Annotated in this window: 18 protein-coding genes; 10 read left to right on the plus strand and 8 right to left on the minus strand. The window is 39.0% G+C overall.

What is annotated here, in order from left to right; all coding sequences use genetic code 11:
- Positions 1 to 50: 50 nt before the first annotated feature.
- Positions 51 to 539, minus strand: coding sequence for a CinA family protein (locus EG365_RS14485; protein WP_000941316.1), 489 nt, complete (start codon positions 537 to 539; stop codon positions 51 to 53).
- Positions 540 to 807: 268 nt separating this feature from the next.
- On the opposite strand from EG365_RS14485, the gene EG365_RS14490 reads away from it, so the two are divergent.
- The gene (locus EG365_RS14490) at positions 808 to 1224 is read left to right on the plus strand and encodes a hypothetical protein (protein ID WP_001060738.1); all 417 of its coding nucleotides are present in this window, start codon (positions 808 to 810) and stop codon (positions 1222 to 1224) included.
- A gap of 25 nt (positions 1225 to 1249) precedes the next feature.
- On the opposite strand, the gene rlmKL is transcribed toward EG365_RS14490, so the two are convergent.
- A complete protein-coding gene (rlmKL, locus tag EG365_RS14495; RefSeq protein ID WP_001098013.1) occupies positions 1250 to 3454 on the minus strand; it encodes a bifunctional 23S rRNA (guanine(2069)-N(7))-methyltransferase RlmK/23S rRNA (guanine(2445)-N(2))-methyltransferase RlmL in 2205 nt (734 codons plus the stop codon).
- 238 nt (positions 3455 to 3692) lie between these two features.
- Here rlmKL and EG365_RS14500 point away from each other — a divergent pair, with 238 nt between their 5' ends.
- The 5 genes from EG365_RS14500 to EG365_RS14520 all read left to right on the plus strand — a co-directional run bounded on the left by EG365_RS14500 (position 3693) and on the right by EG365_RS14520 (position 8920).
- Positions 3693 to 4037 carry a hypothetical protein gene (locus EG365_RS14500; protein WP_000654268.1) on the plus strand — a complete coding sequence of 115 codons (345 nt, stop codon included), beginning with the start codon at positions 3693 to 3695 and terminating at the stop codon, positions 4035 to 4037.
- Positions 4038 to 4160: 123 nt separating this feature from the next.
- The gene (locus tag EG365_RS14505) at positions 4161 to 5177 is read left to right on the plus strand and encodes an aspartate carbamoyltransferase catalytic subunit (protein ID WP_000546639.1); all 1017 of its coding nucleotides are present in this window, start codon (positions 4161 to 4163) and stop codon (positions 5175 to 5177) included.
- 12 nt (positions 5178 to 5189) lie between these two features.
- The gene (locus EG365_RS14510) at positions 5190 to 6425 is read left to right on the plus strand and encodes a dihydroorotase (RefSeq protein ID WP_000029356.1); all 1236 of its coding nucleotides are present in this window, start codon (positions 5190 to 5192) and stop codon (positions 6423 to 6425) included.
- Positions 6426 to 6638: 213 nt separating this feature from the next.
- Positions 6639 to 8054 carry an OmpA family protein gene (locus EG365_RS14515; protein ID WP_000026482.1) on the plus strand — a complete coding sequence of 472 codons (1416 nt, stop codon included), beginning with the start codon at positions 6639 to 6641 and terminating at the stop codon, positions 8052 to 8054.
- Positions 8055 to 8140: 86 nt separating this feature from the next.
- On the plus strand, positions 8141 to 8920 hold the full coding sequence (locus EG365_RS14520; RefSeq protein WP_000703552.1) for a Rossmann-like and DUF2520 domain-containing protein: 780 nt from the start codon (positions 8141 to 8143) through the stop codon (positions 8918 to 8920).
- A 10-nt stretch (positions 8921 to 8930) separates the two neighbouring features.
- Here EG365_RS14520 and EG365_RS14525 read toward each other — a convergent pair whose 3' ends face one another.
- Positions 8931 to 9557 carry a glutathione S-transferase family protein gene (locus EG365_RS14525; RefSeq protein ID WP_000912930.1) on the minus strand — a complete coding sequence of 209 codons (627 nt, stop codon included), beginning with the start codon at positions 9555 to 9557 and terminating at the stop codon, positions 8931 to 8933.
- Positions 9558 to 9727: 170 nt separating this feature from the next.
- Positions 9728 to 10444 carry a tRNA (guanosine(46)-N7)-methyltransferase TrmB gene (gene trmB / locus EG365_RS14530; RefSeq protein WP_000020858.1) on the minus strand — a complete coding sequence of 239 codons (717 nt, stop codon included), beginning with the start codon at positions 10442 to 10444 and terminating at the stop codon, positions 9728 to 9730.
- Between the two features lie 145 nt (positions 10445 to 10589).
- Here trmB and EG365_RS14535 point away from each other — a divergent pair, with 145 nt between their 5' ends.
- Positions 10590 to 13028: an ExeM/NucH family extracellular endonuclease gene (locus tag EG365_RS14535; protein ID WP_000847227.1), complete on the plus strand. Its 2439-nt coding sequence runs from the start codon at positions 10590 to 10592 to the stop codon at positions 13026 to 13028.
- Between the two features lie 207 nt (positions 13029 to 13235).
- Positions 13236 to 13847 (plus strand): glutathione binding-like protein, encoded by a 612-nt coding sequence (locus EG365_RS14540; RefSeq protein ID WP_000781338.1) that lies wholly within the window; start codon positions 13236 to 13238, stop codon positions 13845 to 13847.
- A gap of 63 nt (positions 13848 to 13910) precedes the next feature.
- Here the strand turns inward: EG365_RS14540 and EG365_RS14545 are convergent, their stop codons facing one another.
- Positions 13911 to 14255, minus strand: coding sequence for a hypothetical protein (locus EG365_RS14545; RefSeq protein ID WP_001037893.1), 345 nt, complete (start codon positions 14253 to 14255; stop codon positions 13911 to 13913).
- Positions 14256 to 14428: 173 nt separating this feature from the next.
- Positions 14429 to 15994: an alkyl hydroperoxide reductase subunit F gene (gene ahpF / locus EG365_RS14550; protein WP_000886808.1), complete on the minus strand. Its 1566-nt coding sequence runs from the start codon at positions 15992 to 15994 to the stop codon at positions 14429 to 14431.
- Between the two features lie 261 nt (positions 15995 to 16255).
- Between ahpF and EG365_RS14555 the strand changes: the two genes are divergently transcribed.
- Both EG365_RS14555 and EG365_RS14560 read left to right on the plus strand, forming a co-directional pair.
- Complete coding sequence (locus tag EG365_RS14555) at positions 16256 to 16474, plus strand: DUF1653 domain-containing protein (RefSeq protein WP_000058246.1); 219 nt, start codon at positions 16256 to 16258, stop codon at positions 16472 to 16474.
- Between the two features lie 36 nt (positions 16475 to 16510).
- Positions 16511 to 17098 carry an O-methyltransferase gene (locus EG365_RS14560; protein ID WP_001133994.1) on the plus strand — a complete coding sequence of 196 codons (588 nt, stop codon included), beginning with the start codon at positions 16511 to 16513 and terminating at the stop codon, positions 17096 to 17098.
- A gap of 64 nt (positions 17099 to 17162) precedes the next feature.
- Here the strand turns inward: EG365_RS14560 and EG365_RS14565 are convergent, their stop codons facing one another.
- Both EG365_RS14565 and ahpC read right to left on the minus strand, forming a co-directional pair.
- Complete coding sequence (locus EG365_RS14565; RefSeq protein WP_000024050.1) at positions 17163 to 17378, minus strand: KTSC domain-containing protein; 216 nt, start codon at positions 17376 to 17378, stop codon at positions 17163 to 17165.
- A gap of 192 nt (positions 17379 to 17570) precedes the next feature.
- Complete coding sequence (gene ahpC / locus EG365_RS14570; protein ID WP_000052794.1) at positions 17571 to 18134, minus strand: alkyl hydroperoxide reductase subunit C; 564 nt, start codon at positions 18132 to 18134, stop codon at positions 17571 to 17573.
- Positions 18135 to 18160: the final 26 nt, after the last annotated feature.

An 18160-nucleotide genomic window follows, 5' to 3' on the forward strand; every position in this document is an offset into this window, starting at 1 on the left:
TCTGCTAAAACCGAAAAGAGAATATGGAAACATATTCTCTTTTTTTATATTTAACTTTTATGCTGATTTGAAGATATAAGCGCAATAATTGAGTCTGCTACTTTCTGTGTGAGAGTTTTAAGTTTTTGTTCGGCATGACCTGATAAAAAATAATGGTAATGATAAATACGTCCTAGATAAGAAATACAAATAAAGAAAGTACCTACAGGTTTTTCCGTAGTTTCACTTCCGCCAGGTTTTAATAAACCTGTGCAGCTCACAACAATGTCGGCTTGTTGAAATAGGGTTTGACCAAGCCTGCACATTTCTTCAGTTACTTGTGGCGATTCTGCTGTGTAGGTTTCAATTAACTTTGGATCAACTTTTAAAACACTGATTTTAATACTGGGGTCATAACTGACTAATCCACCCAGTAAAATATCAGCACCACTATTTTTATGAATCGAAAACTGACTGGTTAAGTAACCTGAACTGGCACTTTCAATAAACGCGACTTTAAGTAAACGGTCTTCTAATAACTGACAGCATTGCTGAAGCATTATTCCACCTCGTATGGTGTTTATTTATGAATAAATCTAACTACAAATAAATTATAAAATCACGTTAAGTGATCTAAGGGTATGGTTCAAGTCTAAGATAAAAATCTATAAAACTATTTGAATATTCACAAAAAGCCTGTGAAGAATTTCAGGTTTTAAAATGATCAATGCTAATTATCGGGAAGTTTCTTTATAACATTGCGACAAGGTTAAAAACTTGTTAGTTTGATTCGATATAACAAACAATAACAATTTTAGGATGAACATGATGAACAATAAGCAAGGGTGTGTGCTGGGAATTTTAAGTTGTATAGCGGTATTACCGACGAATCTATGGGCTGCACAGCCTATGAATGAAAGTGCGCTTGCAACTCAAACAGGAGCAGTAACGGCAGCTCTACCCGTAATTATTGCGAAAGCTCAAGATGATGCGAAGAAGCCAGAAATAGAGCAACGTCAAGTTCGGCAAACACTAGGGGATAACTATTTACAGCAGGTTCGATGGAATTCACTGCGCACAAGTGTGTTATCACCTTATCAAGAACAAAAGCAAAATCAGGTCATTGATGGAAAAGAGAAGAAAAAGTTAGAAATGGTTGCTCTGCCAGAAAGAGCTGATCGATTTACGCGTTATGATTTTGAGTCAAAGAATGTACATGGTGAAGTTATCATTACCGTGAAGTAATGATAACTTCCTTTTCAAATTCAGATTAATTTAATCCAGGATGCTGAATTTTCCATGCACGGTGGATTTTTTGATTACGTTTAAAATCGGGTCCAATCGTTTCAGAAGTAATTTCTTCAACTTCATATAAAGCCTCGATCTCTTCATCCATCTCAAAACCACGATAGTTATTTGAGAAATAAAGTGTACCTTCACTTGTTAAGCGGTTCATTGCACGTTTAATCAAAGAGACGTGATCGCGCTGCACATCAAAAGTACCGTGGAACTTTTTAGAGTTAGAGAATGTTGGCGGGTCAATAAAAATAAGATCGTATTGTTCATGACCTTCTTTTAACCATTCAAAACAGTCACTTGCAAAGAACATATGCTGCTCGTCTGCATGATCTACTGTTAAACCATTTAAAACGAAGTTTTCTTTTGACCAGCTCAAGTAAGTATTAGATAAATCTACACTGGTTGTACTTGCAGCGCCGCCTAAGGCCGCGTGTAAGCTGGCTGTCGAGGTATAACTATAAAGATTTAAGAAGTGCTTACCACGTGCTTCTTTAGCAATACGTAAACGCATTTGACGGTGGTCAAGGAACAAACCTGTATCGAGGTAGTCAGTTAGGTTCACTAAAATTTTAGCTTTACCTTCTTGCACGATGAAACGTTTATTGGCTGTACTTTGTTTGGTGTACTGATTGGTACCAGTTTGACGCGCACGTGTTTTAATAAAGATTGCATCACGATTTAATCCTGTCACCGCACGAATAGCAGCAAGCGCTAAGTTAAAACGTTTTTTTGCTTTTTCAGGATCAATCTTTTTAGGTGGTGCATATTCCTGAACATGTAAACGGTCGCCGTATAAGTCTACAGCAAGGTTAAAGTCAGGGAGGTCTGCATCGTATAAACGTAAGCAATAGATATTTTCTTTGGTTGCCCACTTTTTCAAGGCAGTCATGTTCTTTTGCAAACGGTTAGCAAAGTCTTGAGCTTCTTCCATTTCAACAGGTTGAGCTTGCCAGTTTGCCAAGAAGGGTTGAGTGACTTTTTCAGGTTTAACTGTACCGAAACGAACATAAATCGGTAATTTACCATTCATTAATCGTAATGTTTCTGGTGCTTCAAATGCTAAAACATCCGCTTGTTCAATTTGTGCGGCAATAATTGCTGCATATTGATTTGGGAAGTTCTTTTGTAAGAGGGCAGATAAGCCTAAGTAAAGAGAACGGTTAGAAGCTTTGTCACCTAAGCGCTCACCATATGGAGGGTTGGTAACGATAAAAGCAGTTTTATTTTCAGCACCGAAATCTGGCCAGTCTGCTAAAGTACGCTCTTCAATTTGAATATCGCCTAGTAGCTTTTCAAAACCTGCTGCAATAATGTTTTCGCGTGTTGCTTTTACAGCTTCCCAGTCAGCATCGTATGCATAAAACTTAGGTAACGGTTGTTCAAGTGCTTTTTCATGACGCTCTGCTGCTTCGGCTTTGAGTGAAAGCCAAAGTTCACGGTCATGACCATGCCAGCCATTAAAACCAAAACGACGTACAAGACCCGGCGCACGATCAGTTAAAATCATTAATGCTTCAATAATAAATGTGCCTGAACCACACATTGGGTCAAGTACAATTTCCGGGTTACGTTCCTTAAGCTTGGCTTTTTGTAAAATTGCTGCTGCGAGGTTTTCTTTAATTGGCGCATCTGTCATGAAACGACGGTAGCCGCGTTTATGTAATGAATCACCAGATAAATCTAGGCAATATGTATGCTCGGTTTTGCCCGCAAGCACATATAATGTAATTTCCGGTTGTTTGGTATCAATACTTGGGCGGCGACCTACAGCTTCCATAAAGGAATCAACAACACCGTCTTTTACACGAAGGGTTGCAAACTGCGTATTTACCTTAATTTCACGCTCTGCGTGTAAGCGAATTGCAAAGGTACTTTGTGGTGCAAAAATAAGTGACCAATCAAAACTAATTGCACCTTCATAAAGCTCTTCTGCTACATCACGTGCATCGTGGGTACGTTCAAGTTCATAAGTATGAATTGGAAGTAAAACACGTGAAGCAAGACGTGACCACATGCAAATACGGTAAGCATGTTCAAGCGTTCCTTCAATGATTAAACGTCCTGCTTTACGTTCTGTCACTTTGGTGCCAAGCTGTTCTATTTCTTCTTGTAAGAGGGTTTCTAAACCATCAGCACAAGTAATCCAATAGTGGTTTAAACGTAAAGAGGTATTCATAAACTCGATTGACCAAAACATATAAATATTAACGATGCAAAGTTTAACGTATTTTGGTGTCTAAAAGTTTTTAAATTATTGCAACCTATCACTTGGCAACCAATAAATTGATTTTTAAAGCTTAAAATATAAAAACTGGTATGTATTTTGCTAAATCTTTCGAAATAAAACTTATTTAATTAATCATTATTGATGGTTTTTAACCAATTTCATGATTTGAATACATAGGGGAATATAAATGAAAGATATGATGGGGAATGGTTTTATAGCGAATGCAGAAGCTTTCACACTAGCTACTCAAATTTATGTGCGTATGCGCAGAGTAACGGGACGGGTGATAGATGCAATGTATGTTGTTCGAAATAAAGACTATGCGAAATATGTAATTGCACTGGCACTAGAAGCAGAAGATGACGAATTAAAACGCTGTGTTGAACGATTAATGGTATTGACGGATTCAATACCAGAGCAGTCTCAAAAAGAAATGACAGTAAGTATTCAAACTAGTGAAGAATCAGAAATCACAGCCGAAGACATTTATCGGGCACAAGTGCCACATCATTATATTGGTGCTTTAAGGTAATCTGAGCACGGCTCTAAATTTTCTGGTCAATTTAGGGCCTTATTCTGTAAAGTTCTTCTGCGAAAAGAACGGAATTCAGCTACACTATGCACGTTTTCGCGATTCGACCCATAGGAATCCATTATGCATATTGCAGCGTTGCATCAACCGAGCCAGGTTCAGCTCAATCAAGACGGAAATTTAAAACATTTTTTAACGATTGAGGGCCTTTCAAAAGAAAACCTCACTAAGATTTTAGATACCGCGCAAAGCTTTTTAGATGATAATAATAATTTAATTAACCGCCCGCTTTTAGAAGGTCGGACGGTTATGAATCTCTTCTTTGAAAACTCCACCCGTACTCGTACTACTTTTGAAGCAGCAGCAAAACGTTTGTCTGCCAATGTATTGAACATTGATATTGCACGTTCAAGCACGTCAAAAGGTGAGACTTTACGAGATACGCTTTGGAACCTCGAAGCAATGGCTGCCGATATTTTTGTTGTACGTCATTCATCTTCAGGTGCTGCACATTTCATTGCTAAAGATGTATGTCCGAAAGTCGCAATTATTAATGCCGGAGATGGACGTCATGCCCATCCAACGCAAGCGATGCTCGATATGCTCACTATTCGCCGTGAGACGAAAAAACCATTTGAAGACTTGAGTGTTGCCATTATTGGTGACATTAAACACTCTCGCGTTGCGCGTTCAGATGTAGCTGCACTTCAAACACTCGGATGTAAAGATATCCGTGTGATTGCGCCGAACACCTTATTACCGGTTGGTTTTTCAGAATATGGCGACCATGTTCGTTTGTTCAATAACATGGATGAAGGCATTACCGGTTGTGATGTGATTATTGCTTTACGTATTCAAAATGAACGTATCGATTCACCAGCATTATCTTCACAATCTGAATTTTACAGAATGTACGGTTTAAACAAAGAGCGCCTTAGCTTGGCTAAACCGGACTGTATTGTTATGCATCCGGGACCAATGAACCGTGGTGTAGAAATTGATTCGAGTATTGCTGATGGCGAACAGTCAGTGATTTTAAAACAGGTCACTAACGGTATTGCAGTTCGTATGGCTGTGCTAGCGTTGTCTATGCAAGGGCAACTCCAAGAACAAGGTTTAATTGAAGCGATTGCGTTGTAAGGAATGGATCACATGAGTATTGTAAAAATTGAAAATGTACGTGTGTTAGACCCAATCCAAAAAACAGACAGCGTACAAACTGTATATCTTCAAGATGGTAAGCTCATTGCCCCAGTCGATCAGGTTGAACAAACTATTGATGGTCAGGGTAAATGGTTAATGCCAACTATGGTTGATTTGTGTGCACGTTTGCGTGAACCAGGTCAGCAGCAGCATGGAACGTTGAAATCAGAAGGTAAAGCTGCACGTGCTAATGGTATTTTGCACGTCATTACGCCGCCAGACTCAAAGCCGATTGTACAAGACAACGGTGCGCTCATTCACGGCTTAATTGAAAAAGCTTGGCATGATGGTGGTATTCACATGCATATCATCGGTGCCCAGACTCAAGGTCTAAATGGTAAGCAACCAGCAAATATGGCAGGCCTTAAAAAGGGTGGCTGTACTGCTGTTTCAAATGCGAATGCTGCTTTTGAAAATGACGATGTTGTTGTTCGTACATTAGAGTACGCCGCGGGTCTTGGTTTAACCGTCGTTTTCTATGCTGAAGAGCCACAACTTGCTAAAGATGGTTGTGCTCATGAAGGCTTTATTGCATCACGTCAAGGTTTACCAATGATTCCTGCAATTGCAGAAACCGTAGCGATTGCAAAATATCTGCTTATGATTGAAGCGACAGGTGTCAAAGCTCACTTTGGTTTGTTGTCTTGTGGCGCTTCGGTCGAATTAATTCGTGCTGCAAAAGCAAAAGGTTTACCGGTTACTGCCGATGTAGCAATGCATCAGTTACATTTAACTGAGCAACTAATTGATGGCTTCAATTCACTTGCACATGTTCGTCCACCATTACGTTCTGAGCAAGATAAAGAGCTTTTACGCCAAGGTTTAAAACAAGGTGTAATTGATGCAATCTGTACCCACCATGAGCCTTTAAGCAGTTCAGCTAAAATGGCTCCATTTGCAGAGACCCAACCGGGTATTACTGCATTTGATACTTATGTGGCTTTGGGTATTCAGCTCATTAATGAAGGTTTATTTGAACCTTTAGAATGGGTAACTAAAGTGACAAGTGCTCCTGCACAGGTAGCAAATATGACAGCACGTTGGCAAGCTGAAGCAGGGTGGGTGTTGGTAGATCCTGAGTTAAGCTGGACTGTAAGTAAAGACACTATTTTATCTCAAGGGAAAAACACCCCTTTACTGGGTCAAAAGCTTACAGGTAAAGTCTTACAGACTTTTGCTGTTTAATTTTAAGCAGCAAAATGCCGATATAAAATATAAACAGGTAGATCATAAAGATCTACCTGTTTTGTAAATACTAGATGGAAAATTGTATATAAATTATTTAAAAAACAACAAAAGATTTCGAGCGCATTAGAATAAAAAACTATCAGCAAAGAGAAGTATTTGAATAATCAAAAAGTTGCTGGTTACGACGTATAAGATTCGGGAGAATAACCAATGTCGATAAACCCTATAGAACTGCTTAAAGAAAAAGTATCTTCAACAATATTAAATAATCAGGATGGATACCTCGGCGAAAAAACAAACGCTTTATCTAAGTTTTATCCAATTCTACTTTCATTATTAGCTGCTAAACCTGATCTTATAGGACAATTGAAAAACAGTTTGGCTCCGTCATTATCCGATCTTTTTTCTCATAATGAGCAAATTAAGAATACTGTGCTTACCCATTTAAGCGGTACAGCACCAAATAATGAAATCGAAAATACCCTCAATAGCGCATTAAAACCGAGCCTTAATGCAATTTCTGACGTTGCCGGAAATGATCAACAAAGTATTGTGAACTATTTACGTCAGCATGCTGAAACGATCCGTTCATATTTACCAGGATGGGCCGTGGGCTTATTAGCTCCATTAGGTATTGGAGCTGGTTTATCTTCTGTAACTTCATCGACAGCACCGCCACTTGCAGCAGCAACAGAGACTACGGGCAAATCTCGTGGTTTTTTACCCATTATTGCGCTCATTATTCTTGGGTTATTAATTGCTTGGTTGTGGCGCTCTTGCCAGCATAAAGAAGCTACACCTGCACCTGAAACTAAAGCTGCAAGCGGTGTAGAGGCCGCGGCTGCTCCAGCTACTTTAACTTTAAGCACCGATGATAAAGGTGCTGTGAGCCAGTGTCAGGCTGGAATTGGCGATCAAGGTTTCTTGGCGACTTTACAAACTCAAGTTAAACAAGTCTTTTCAGCTACTAAAGATTGTGATGTTGATACAAGTCAAACTTATGCGGCTGCTTTTACCGATAAGGATGCTTTAGCAGGCGTGTTGGGTGCATTAAAAGGTATTCCAGACGCTTCTTTAGAATGGGTGGGTGACAAGATTACATTGAAAGCAGGTGATGCTGCAGCGTTAGAAGCGTTAACTGCTAAAGTAAAAGCACTTGTTCCACATACCGAAGTTGTTGCCGCAGCGCCAGAAACAGCTGAACAGTCTGTAAGCAATAGTTTAAGTGCTTCACAAACAGCCTTAACTGCAATTGACCCGAACAATGTAGATGTAAACGCACTAGTTAAAGCACTTAATTTACAAATTATTAACTTTGCGAGTGGCTCAAGTGACATACCTGCAGATAACAAAGCTATTCTTGATCAAGCAGCAACCCTTTTAAATAAAGTGTCTGGTGTTAAATTAGATGTAGGTGGTCACACCGACTCAACAGGGAATGCCGCTGCTAATAAAGCGCTTTCTCAACGACGTGCTCAAGCAGTAGTAGATTATTTAGTTTCTAAAGGAGTGGATGCTTCTAAACTGGTTGCTAAAGGCCATGGTTCAGAACAGCCAGTTGCAGACAATACGACTGAAGAAGGACGCTTTAAAAACCGTCGTATTGAGTTTTCAGTAGCTCAATAAAAAACAGATTTTATTGAATTCTAATTTGAAAAAAGCTTCTCATTTTGAGAAGCTTTTTTTATAGAAATAAATATTGTTAGGTTGGCATGAAAATTAGTTTGTTAGGGAGTGGGCGTGTTGCCTTCCATTTGGCAAAGGCACTGTTGGCTCAAGGTCATCACATCGCACAAGTCTATGCACGTGATTTTGAGAAAACCAAGAAGTTTGCAGAGCAAATTCAAGCGAAAGCATGTCAGTCTCTTCAAGAGTTTCAACCAAGCGATTTAATTATTCTAGCTGTTTCAGACAGTGCTATTACTGAACTTGCAACGCAGGTACATGAGATATTCCCAGAAACGCTTATGGTCCATACCTCGGGTAGCACAGACATTCAAGTCATCAGTAATATTCATGAAAAAGCAGGGGTGTTTTATCCTTTGCAAACGTTCAGTCTTGAAAGAGACGTTGATTGGCAAGCCACACCATTATTTGTAGAGGCGACCAATAAAGACGATTTAGTCATACTTTCTGATTTAGCAAATAGCCTAAGTAAGCGTGTATATCAATATACCTCCAAACAACGTTTAACTTTGCATTTGGCAGCCGTGTTTGCCTGTAATTTTAGTAATTATTGTTTTGATATGGCAAAGCAAGTTGTAGATGCAGAGCAGGTCGACTTTGGCTTGCTTTACCCATTAATTCTGGAAACAGCAAAAAAAGCTACTGAAAATGATCCAAAGCAAATGCAAACAGGACCTGCAATGCGGGGAGATCAGAATATCTTGGTAATGCATCAAAGCTTATTAGCCCAAGCAAATCGAGATGATTTAAAACAGGTTTATCAACTTTTAAGTGATGGCATCGTAAAGCGCCATCACTCATCTTAATTTTAAGAGATTAAGGTTGACCGTTATTGCCCCATTTTAAAAAGCCTTTACGCTGATTTAAACGTTCAAAATACTGGTCGACATGTTTAAGCGCTGGATGGTCAAAAGGAGTGGCTTTCCAGCGTTGCACAGACAGCCCAATTGGTATATCAGCTAGAGTAAACTCAGTACCTGCAAGATAGGCTTGAGTTTTTGCAAGTTGTTGATCGAGAATCTGCATTTGTTTATTCCACTGATCAATACCTTGTTGTAACAAATTCGGGTCTTGATGAAGGGCTGAATGTCGAATGAGCGACATAAATGCATAAGTCCAGCTGTTATTCAGTTCTATAGCTTGCCAATCAACCCACTGGTCAATAATAGCTCTTTGTTTAGCTTGAGTTGGGTAGAGTATATGGTCTTTATCATAAGCATTTGCCAGATAACGTATAATGCTATTCGACTGCCAAAGGACTAAGTCACCATCTAAGATTACTGGAATTTGACCATTTGGATTTAATTGCAAAAATTCAGGAGATTGAGCGGAGCGGAAACCTATTCCCCAATCTTCTCTCTCATATGTAAGATTTAATTCGTCACATAGCCATAAGACTTTGCGAACATTAATAGAATTATCACGCCCTAAGATTTTTAACATGTGTTGTCCTTAGTATTTTTAGTATGGCAAGTACCTTTTCTATAAATAACGAGATTGAGTTCAATTGGCAATCTTTAATTAGCCAGAAAAATGGACAAGATAAGTTATAGGTTTATTTAATTTTTAATATTGAAATGAAAAGGGCCTAGTTTGTTACTAAGCCCTGTTTCTTACTTAATCTTCTTAAAGATAAAATCATTAATCTTATGACCTGACTCAATACCACGGCGTTCAAACTTAGTCACTGGGCGCCATTCTGGTCGAGGATAACTGTTGCCTTTACCAGCCAAGTTTTCAAGGTCTGGACGGTTGTCTAGTACATCCAACATCCACTCAGCATACGGTTCCCAATCTGTTGCTGCGTGGAACGTACCACCAAGCTCAAGTTTTTGTTCGACCAGTTGCATACGCTCATGAATAACAAAACGGCGTTTGAAATGACGTTTCTTTTGCCAAGGGTCTGGGAAGTAAAGTTGTACGCAGTTGATACTGTTGTCAGGCATTTCACGTAAAACTTGAATTGCGTCAGCATCGAGTACACGTAAATTTTTAAGCTCTGCCATACCTGCTTCATAGACACATTGAGCAATGCCCGGTACATGGACTTCAATACCCACATAGTTACGTTCAGGGTTCGCTTTAGCCATAAGCACTAAAGAACGGCCCATACCGAAACCAATTTCAACAGTTAAAGGGCGCTCTGGATGCTCGAAGTGCTGACGTAAGTCACCCACGGGATATTCCAAAATTAAATCGCGATGTTGTTCTAAAGCCGTGCGTTGAGACGTATTGAGTGGGGCTGAACGACGCATAAACGTCACAATTTCACGGTGTTCAGGCAAATTGTCCAATTCTGCAATTTGCGTTTCTAACTGATCGATCGACATAACCTTGGCAATATTGAAATTCAAATGCGGTATTTTAAGTCTTCAGGTGGTCAAGTCAAATTTTTCGGTGTTTTTCTTCATGTAGATGTCATGATCAATATTTAATCTAAGAGGCTAATTAAAACTCACATGAACATTTTTACTCATGAAAACTTTTCAATTAAAAACACTTTCGGTTTTTTTAAGTGCATTAGGTGCATTTTCATATAGTTCTGTTGCTCAAGCACAGCTCATGTTTAGCCAGTATGTTGATGGTAGCAATAATAAAAAAGGGTTAGAAATTTATAACCCGGATGGTACTACTGTTAACTTGGCCGATTATGAAATTCAACAATTTAATAATGGTGGGACTGCGAAAACAGCCACTTTCCGTTTACAAGGTACACTTGCAAGTAAACAAAAATTTTTGGTGGGGCGTTCAGAGTTACAGACAGAACTTGGCAATAAAGTACATCAAGTGGCTGCATTGTCTTTTAATGGGGATGATGCAGTTGTGCTTGTTTATAAAGGCACACCTGTAGATCGTTTTGGCCGTATTGGGGAACGACCTGAGGCAGGATGGGGAACTGCTGTTTCAAGCTTGGGAAATAGCTTTAAACGTATTGAAACTGAAAATCCAGCTTTGAGTATTGATCCGACAGCGGCATTTGATTTGGACCATTCATGGACAGCATGGGCAAACCGAAATGATTTTACAAATCTATCAGGTACTACTACTCAGCCTCCTATTGAAACGGTCAGCTGTTCAAGCTCAGATACACCAATTGCCGATTTAGCAACATCAGCACAAAACCAGACTTATACCGTGCGTGGGGTAATTACTGCCGACTATCGTTATGCAAATGGTTTCTCAGGTTTTTATGTTCAAACACCTGATACGAAAGCACGTGCAAATGTGAGCAATGCCATTTTTGTTTATATTCCGAATAGTAGTACGGTGAAAGGTGGACAAATTGGTGATGAGGTTATTTTACGTGGCCGTTTAACCAGCTATCAAAATCAGCTACAGATTGACCAATTACAACAAGATATTCAAACCTGTAATAGCAATATGGCAAATCAGGTTCAGCCAATTAGCCTTGAACTACCATTTTCGAGCTTAACAGGCGGTTCAACCCATTCTCCGCAGCGTTATCAAGGCATGTTGGTGAAATTGCCTCAGACTTTAACGGTGAGTGAGAATTATAATTATGGCCGTTATGGTGAACTATCTTTAAGTTTAGGTCGCTTATATATTCCAACCAATTTATATCCAGCGCTATCTCCTGAAGCTAAAGCTCTAGCTCAGAAAAATTTATTATCTAAAATTATTTTTGATGATGGTTATAACAATCAAAACCGTACACCATGGTTACCTACAAATTTTAGTGCTGCCAATACATTGCGTTCAGGCTACCAGCTTAAAAATGTCGAAGGGATTTTAGAATATCGTTTTAACGGTTGGCGCGTACAACCAGTGCTTGGACGTACGCAACCAGAAGTTATTGCTCAAACCAACCCGCGTCAAAATATTATTACGAAAAATGCCAATCATATTCGTGTAGCTTCATTTAACGTCTTGAACTATGACAATGGTGCAACAGGTTTCCCAACAGAGCGTGGTGCAAACACACAAGCAGAGTTTGATAAACAGCACCGTAAAATTGTGAGTGCACTCAAATCGATTGATGCTGACGTTTACGGTTTAATGGAAATTGCCAACAATGGCTATGGCCCAAACAGCGCAATTGCTCATTTAACCAGTGCACTAGGTCCAGACTGGAAATATGTTATTCCTGAAAATCTGGATCGTTTAGGTAATGATGTTATTGCTGTTGCGATTATTTATAACAGCAAGCGTGTGAAGTCTTTAAATAAAGCTGTTGTGCTTGATTTAGGTGATAAAAACCGAACAACCTTAGCTCAAACTTTCCAAGCTGTTCGTGGTAATAAAACATTTACTGTTATTCCAAACCATTTGAAATCAAAAGGATGTAGTGGAGTAGATGCCAACTCTTCTAATGCAGATCAAAATGATGGTCAGGGATGCTGGAATCCAACCCGTGTAAAAGCTGTTGATCAAATTGTACAGTGGCTAGCAAAAAATCCGACGCAAGTGCCTAAGCAAAATGCTTTACTCGTTGGAGACATGAATAGTTATGCAAAAGAGGCGCCGATTTTGGCATTTGAAAAAGCCAATTATAAAGTCTTACTCAATGACGCTAAAGTTGGGCAAGGCGCTCAGGCGTACAGTTATGTTTTTGGTGTGGCAAGCGATGCAAATGGTAATGGTGGAGCGGGTAACTTAGACCATGCTATTGCTGATGCAGATTTATATCCAAAAGTAGTTCGTACTTTTGCTTGGCATATTAATGCTGACGAGCCGACGGTTCTAGATTACAACGAAGAATATAAGACTGATGAGCAAAAAGCTTTGTTCTATAGTGAAGATGCCTATCGTTCTTCGGACCATGACCCTGTGATTGTCGACCTAGATTTAAATGGCAAAGACTCGAATCAGCCAAATGATAACCAGAAAAGTCCAATTTTCGATTTCTTATCTCAATTAATGGAATGGATTAGCCAGCTTTTTAAACGTAGTTAACGGTAAAAATGCGTGATGTGAATGTGTTTTATCATATTTTAAACAATCGTCACGCAAGACAACTTGCAAGGGAAAACTTTTTCAAGAATATTAGGTAGTGTAAGTAATTTATAAATTTACGCTTTTTTACAATTAAGGAATTGTACAAACCTTGCAGGTTTTTTAGAACCAATTTAAAACGTTAATGTGAAATAACAAGGATCAGATATGAAATTATATTATTCGCCAGGCGCATGTTCTTTAGCTGCACATATTATTTTAAATGAAATTAATGTTGATTTTGATTTAGAACGAGTAAATTTAAAAACACATAAAACAGAAAAAGGTGCAGATTATTATGAAATTAACCCAAAGGGATATGTACCAGCTTTAGAAATTAATCCGGGCTTAATTTTAACTGAAAACGTAGCGATTTTACCTTTCCTTGCTCAGCACGACCCTAAACAAGATTTGATTCCTCCTTCGGGCTTAGGCCGTGCGAAAGTATTAGAATGGTTGGGCTATTTAAATTCTGAATTGCATGATGCATACGCGGTATTTTTTGGGGCGCCGTTAACAAATGATGAAAAAACAAAAGCTTATGCTGAAATCGACCGTCTTTTAAAATATATCGATAATTATTTGGCTGAGTCGGATTATGACTATTTGGTAAATGATAATTTTGGTCCAGCAGATGCGTATTTATTTGTTTTAACAAATTGGTCAAACTCAATTGAGCATGATTTAACGCCATATAAACATATTATTGCCTTACGTAATAAAGTTGCAGAACGTCAGTCTGTACAAATTGCAATGCGTGATGAAGGTTTAATTTCATAAGCAATTTTCAAAAGCATTAAAAAAGCCCCTAAGCAATAGGGGCTTTTTTAATGCTAAAGCGAATTAGTGTTGAGCATCTTTTTTCACATCAGCAGCTGCATTTTCAACAGCTTGAGCTGTATCAGCAGTTGCCTTACGTGCAGTAGCTTCTGTTTCAGCTGCAGCTTTAGCAGTCGCATCAGCAGCGTGGTCAGCAGCAGCATCAATTTTAGCTGAAGCGTTGTCTGTTGCAGTTGCAATATCGCTCGCAGCTTGATCACCAGCAGATTTGATATCAGCACTTGCTTGTTGAGCAGCATTTTCTAAGTGTTCACCTGTAGTAGCACCAGTTTCTGGAGCTTTATCTTTATTACAACCAACAAGGGCAACAGTCGCAGCAAGACCTAAAGCAACAAGTAATTTATTCATTGTGTTTTTCCTTCTAATTCATGGCATCCAAAATTATGGATGTCTAAAATATAAACATAAAGTAACTGATTAATAAAGATCAAAAATTGTTAAAAAGTTGTAACTCTCGTATTAAAAAAGCCTAGCATTTTGTAATGCTAGGCTTGAATTAAATGATAGTGATTTGACCAGTTCTACTGCCCAGAACGAATGATGTAATCAAACGCAGAGAGTGATGCTTTAGCGCCTTCACCTGTAGCAATAATGATCTGCTTGTAAGGTACAGTGGTACAGTCACCTGCAGCAAATACACCTTTTACATTGGTTTCGTTGCGGTCATTGACAATGATCTCTCCACGATTGGTTAACTCAACCTCACTGTCTTTTAAGAAGTCAGTGTTTGGAAGTAAACCAATCTGTACAAAGATCCCTGCAAGCTCTACCACATGCTCTCCATCAGTTGCACGGTCTTTATATTTAAGACCGGTTACTTGTGAACCGTCACCCAATACTTCTGTGCTTAATGCATTCATAATCACAGTGGTGTTTGGCAAGCTGTTTAACTTGTTTTGCAAGACTTGGTCAGCACGAAGTTTAGTGTCAAACTCAACCAGAGTTACATGCTCAACAATACCTGCAAGGTCAATCGCCGCTTCAACACCTGAGTTACCGCCACCAATCACGGCAACACGTTTGCCTTTGAACAATGGACCATCACAGTGTGGACAGTACGCTACACCACGGGTACGGTATTCAGCTTCACCGGGTACATTCATTTCTCTCCAACGTGCCCCTGTTGAAAGGATCACAGTTTTCGATTCAAGTTTTGCACCGTTTTCAAGTTCAACTTCAACCAAGCCATTTGCTGTTTGGTCTGCACCAGTGATTTTGCTGACACGTTGCAGGTTCATGATATCCACATCGTATTCACGAACATGTGCTTCCATTTCAGCAGCAAACTTAGGACCTTGTGTTTTTTGCACAGAAGTGAAGTTTTCAATGTCCATGGTATCCATGACCTGACCACCAAAGCGTTCAGCCACGATACCTGTGTTAATGCCTTTACGTGCCGCATAGATTGCAGCTGTTGCACCCGCAGGTCCACCACCAATCACCAATACATCAAACGCATCTTTGGCATTGAGTGCTGCTGCGTCTTTTTCAGCTGAATTGGTATCAAGTTTTGCCACAATCTCTTCAAGCGTCATACGACCTTGACCAATGTGTTCATTGTCCTGGAATACCATCGGTACAGCCATGATTTTGCGTTGTTCCACTTCGTCTTGGAAGAATGCACCATCAATCATGGTTGCCGTGGTGTTCGGGTTATAAATGGCAATCAGGTTAAGCGCCTGTACCACGTCCGGACAGTTATGACAGCTGAGTGATACAAATACATCAAAGTTAGCTTTGAGGTTTAAGCCTTTAATCTGATTTAAAACTTCATCCGACACTTTAGGTGCATAGCCAGACACTTGTAACAAAGCCAAGATCAAAGACGTAAACTCATGGCCCATTGGTAAGCCTGCAAAGAACACACGAGGCTGTTCACCTGCTTTAGCCACACCAAAGCTTGGACGACGTGTATTGTTACCGTCAAAACGGGCTGTTACCTTGTCAGAAAGCTCAGCGATTTCAGTTACTAATTCTTTAATTTGAGCAGCTTTGTCTGATTCATCTAAAGCAGCAACTAATTCGATTGGACTTTCTAAACGTTCTAGGTAAGCTTTTAATTGAGTTTTAATGTTTTGATCTAACATCTGTTTTTTACTCCAATGCATCCAAATTTTTTCAATAGATGCATAGTACGTTAAAACAATGAATAGGTAAAACAGTATGTTTTTATGAATTTAATCGTTTTTTTGAATGTTGATTTGCAACAACGCGTAAGTTAAGAAAGTACAAAAGAGCATCTTAATTTCATTTTTAGTTTTGCAGTATTTTAAAGTGAAAGTGTTTGAAAATTTATATATGTTATATGGCTGTAAAGATTTTATGTCATAACATTAAAAGGTACTTTCATGTCATTGCAACGCGGTATTTATCAGCATTATAAAGGTAATCTCTATCAAGTTTTTTCTGTAGCAAAACACAGTGAAACTGAAGAGGAATTGGTCGTTTATCAATGTTTATATGGTGATTATTCAACTTGGGTTCGACCACTTGATATGTTTACTGAAACCGTGCAAATGAGTGATGGTAGCGTCGTACCGCGTTTTAAATTAATACAAAGTACTTAAATAAAACGGCTGTCATATAAAGAAGGAGTAAAATAGATGCCAAATACTATTTTCTTACAAAGAGTTGCTGATTTATATGACACCTTTAAACAGCATGACTCACAGCAATCCGATCGTTTACAACGATATCGTAATATAGAAGTAGAATCTGCCCAGTTAATTTCCCAGCTTATTCGTATGCAGCAAGCCAAGTCTATTTTGGAAATTGGCACTTCAACAGGATATTCAACTTTGTGGCTTGCCGAAGCTGCCCAAGCGACTGGTGGGCAAGTCATTACAGTTGAAATTGATGCAAAGCGAAGTGCAGAGGCAAAACGTCATGTAGCTGAGTTAGAGCTCAGTGAAATTGTTCAATTTTGGGTAGGAGATGCAGCCGATTACTTAAAAGCAGCTCAGGAAAAATTTGATTTTATTTTGTTAGATGCTGAACGTGATGCATATGAAAATTATTGGCCAGATTTAAAACGCCTAATGAAGCCTAAAGGTGGGGTTTTAGTCGTTGATAATGTGATATCTCATGCGGCAGAAGTAAATCGATTTATAGCCTTAATTAAAAAAGATCCGGATTACATGAGTAGCATTTTGTCTGTCGGCGCAGGTTTGTGTTTAGTGGTCACAAAATAGTTATGCTGAAATAATTTTTCATATTCCAGTTGGGGCCTGTTTTGAACAGGCCTTTTTTATAATTTTATGAGGCAATCACCAAAGAGAGTCGGGTAAAGTGCAAATTAAATTCTAAGTATTTGTGTACAAAAGCGGCTTTATCGGTTGAACGCAATAAGTTGTCATAAACAAACTCAGGAACAGGATGATAGAGATCTCCTGAGCCATCGCTATAAAAAATTTTTAAATGACGCGATGTCGCATTGTATTTCCATGAAGTGACGACCGCTGTATTCGCCATAAATGCACCCCTTTATTTCATATCAAACGTACTCAAAAATTAACCAGTTGTTTATTTGACATTACTCAATGTTTAGGTAACGGGGAAGGGCAGAATTGTAAAAGTATCAGTAGAAAATGTGATGTGCTTATTCAAAACAAAAGAACCATCCGATAAAGGATGGTTCTTTAGGTTTCTAAAATCTAAGAGAGATTAGATTTTACCAACTAGGTCGATAGATGGAGCAAGAGTTGCTTCGCCTTCTTTCCATTTAGCTGGGCAAACTTCACCTGGGTGAGAGTGTACGTATTGAGCAGCTTTTACTTTACGAAGAAGTTCAGATGCGTCACGACCGATACCGCCAGCGTTGATTTCAACGATTTGGATTTTACCTTCTGGATCGATAACGAAAGTACCACGGTCAGCTAAACCTTCAGACTCGATTAAAACGTCAAAGTTTTTAGAAAGAGTCCAAGTTGGATCGCCGATTAATGGGTATTGGATTTTCTTGATCGCGTCTGAAGTGTCGTGCCAAGCTTTGTGAGTGAAGTGAGTGTCAGTAGAAACACCGTAGATTTCCACGCCTAATTTTTGGAATTCAGCGTAGTTATCAGCTAAGTCTTCAAGCTCAGTAGGACATACGAAAGTGAAGTCAGCAGGATAGAAGAATACAACAGACCACTTACCTTTAAGGTTAGTTTCGTTCACTTCGATGAATTGGCCGTTGTGGTAAGCAGTTGCTTGGAAAGGTTTAACTTCAGTATTAATCAAGCTCATCATTGTCTCCATGATTGAGGTTTATA

The sequence above is a fragment of the Acinetobacter sp. FDAARGOS_494 genome, from assembly GCF_003812225.1.
Taxonomy (GTDB): Bacteria; Pseudomonadota; Gammaproteobacteria; order Pseudomonadales; family Moraxellaceae; genus Acinetobacter; species Acinetobacter baumannii.

What these genes read in the sequence shown, in the direction of transcription:
- EG365_RS14485 (WP_000941316.1), bottom strand. Translation starts at nt 539, where the DNA reads ATGCTTCAGCAATGCTGTCAGTTATTAGAAGACCGTTTACTTAAAGTC.
- EG365_RS14490 (WP_001060738.1), top strand. Translation starts at nt 808, where the DNA reads ATGAACAATAAGCAAGGGTGTGTGCTGGGAATTTTAAGTTGTATAGCG.
- rlmKL (WP_001098013.1), bottom strand. Translation starts at nt 3,454, where the DNA reads ATGAATACCTCTTTACGTTTAAACCACTATTGGATTACTTGTGCTGAT.
- EG365_RS14500 (WP_000654268.1), top strand. Translation starts at nt 3,693, where the DNA reads ATGAAAGATATGATGGGGAATGGTTTTATAGCGAATGCAGAAGCTTTC.
- EG365_RS14505 (WP_000546639.1), top strand. Translation starts at nt 4,161, where the DNA reads ATGCATATTGCAGCGTTGCATCAACCGAGCCAGGTTCAGCTCAATCAA.
- EG365_RS14510 (WP_000029356.1), top strand. Translation starts at nt 5,190, where the DNA reads ATGAGTATTGTAAAAATTGAAAATGTACGTGTGTTAGACCCAATCCAA.
- EG365_RS14515 (WP_000026482.1), top strand. Translation starts at nt 6,639, where the DNA reads ATGTCGATAAACCCTATAGAACTGCTTAAAGAAAAAGTATCTTCAACA.
- EG365_RS14520 (WP_000703552.1), top strand. Translation starts at nt 8,141, where the DNA reads ATGAAAATTAGTTTGTTAGGGAGTGGGCGTGTTGCCTTCCATTTGGCA.
- EG365_RS14525 (WP_000912930.1), bottom strand. Translation starts at nt 9,557, where the DNA reads ATGTTAAAAATCTTAGGGCGTGATAATTCTATTAATGTTCGCAAAGTC.
- trmB (WP_000020858.1), bottom strand. Translation starts at nt 10,444, where the DNA reads ATGTCGATCGATCAGTTAGAAACGCAAATTGCAGAATTGGACAATTTG.
- EG365_RS14535 (WP_000847227.1), top strand. Translation starts at nt 10,590, where the DNA reads ATGAAAACTTTTCAATTAAAAACACTTTCGGTTTTTTTAAGTGCATTA.
- EG365_RS14540 (WP_000781338.1), top strand. Translation starts at nt 13,236, where the DNA reads ATGAAATTATATTATTCGCCAGGCGCATGTTCTTTAGCTGCACATATT.
- EG365_RS14545 (WP_001037893.1), bottom strand. Translation starts at nt 14,255, where the DNA reads ATGAATAAATTACTTGTTGCTTTAGGTCTTGCTGCGACTGTTGCCCTT.
- ahpF (WP_000886808.1), bottom strand. Translation starts at nt 15,994, where the DNA reads ATGTTAGATCAAAACATTAAAACTCAATTAAAAGCTTACCTAGAACGT.
- EG365_RS14555 (WP_000058246.1), top strand. Translation starts at nt 16,256, where the DNA reads ATGTCATTGCAACGCGGTATTTATCAGCATTATAAAGGTAATCTCTAT.
- EG365_RS14560 (WP_001133994.1), top strand. Translation starts at nt 16,511, where the DNA reads ATGCCAAATACTATTTTCTTACAAAGAGTTGCTGATTTATATGACACC.
- EG365_RS14565 (WP_000024050.1), bottom strand. Translation starts at nt 17,378, where the DNA reads ATGGCGAATACAGCGGTCGTCACTTCATGGAAATACAATGCGACATCG.
- ahpC (WP_000052794.1), bottom strand. Translation starts at nt 18,134, where the DNA reads ATGAGCTTGATTAATACTGAAGTTAAACCTTTCCAAGCAACTGCTTAC.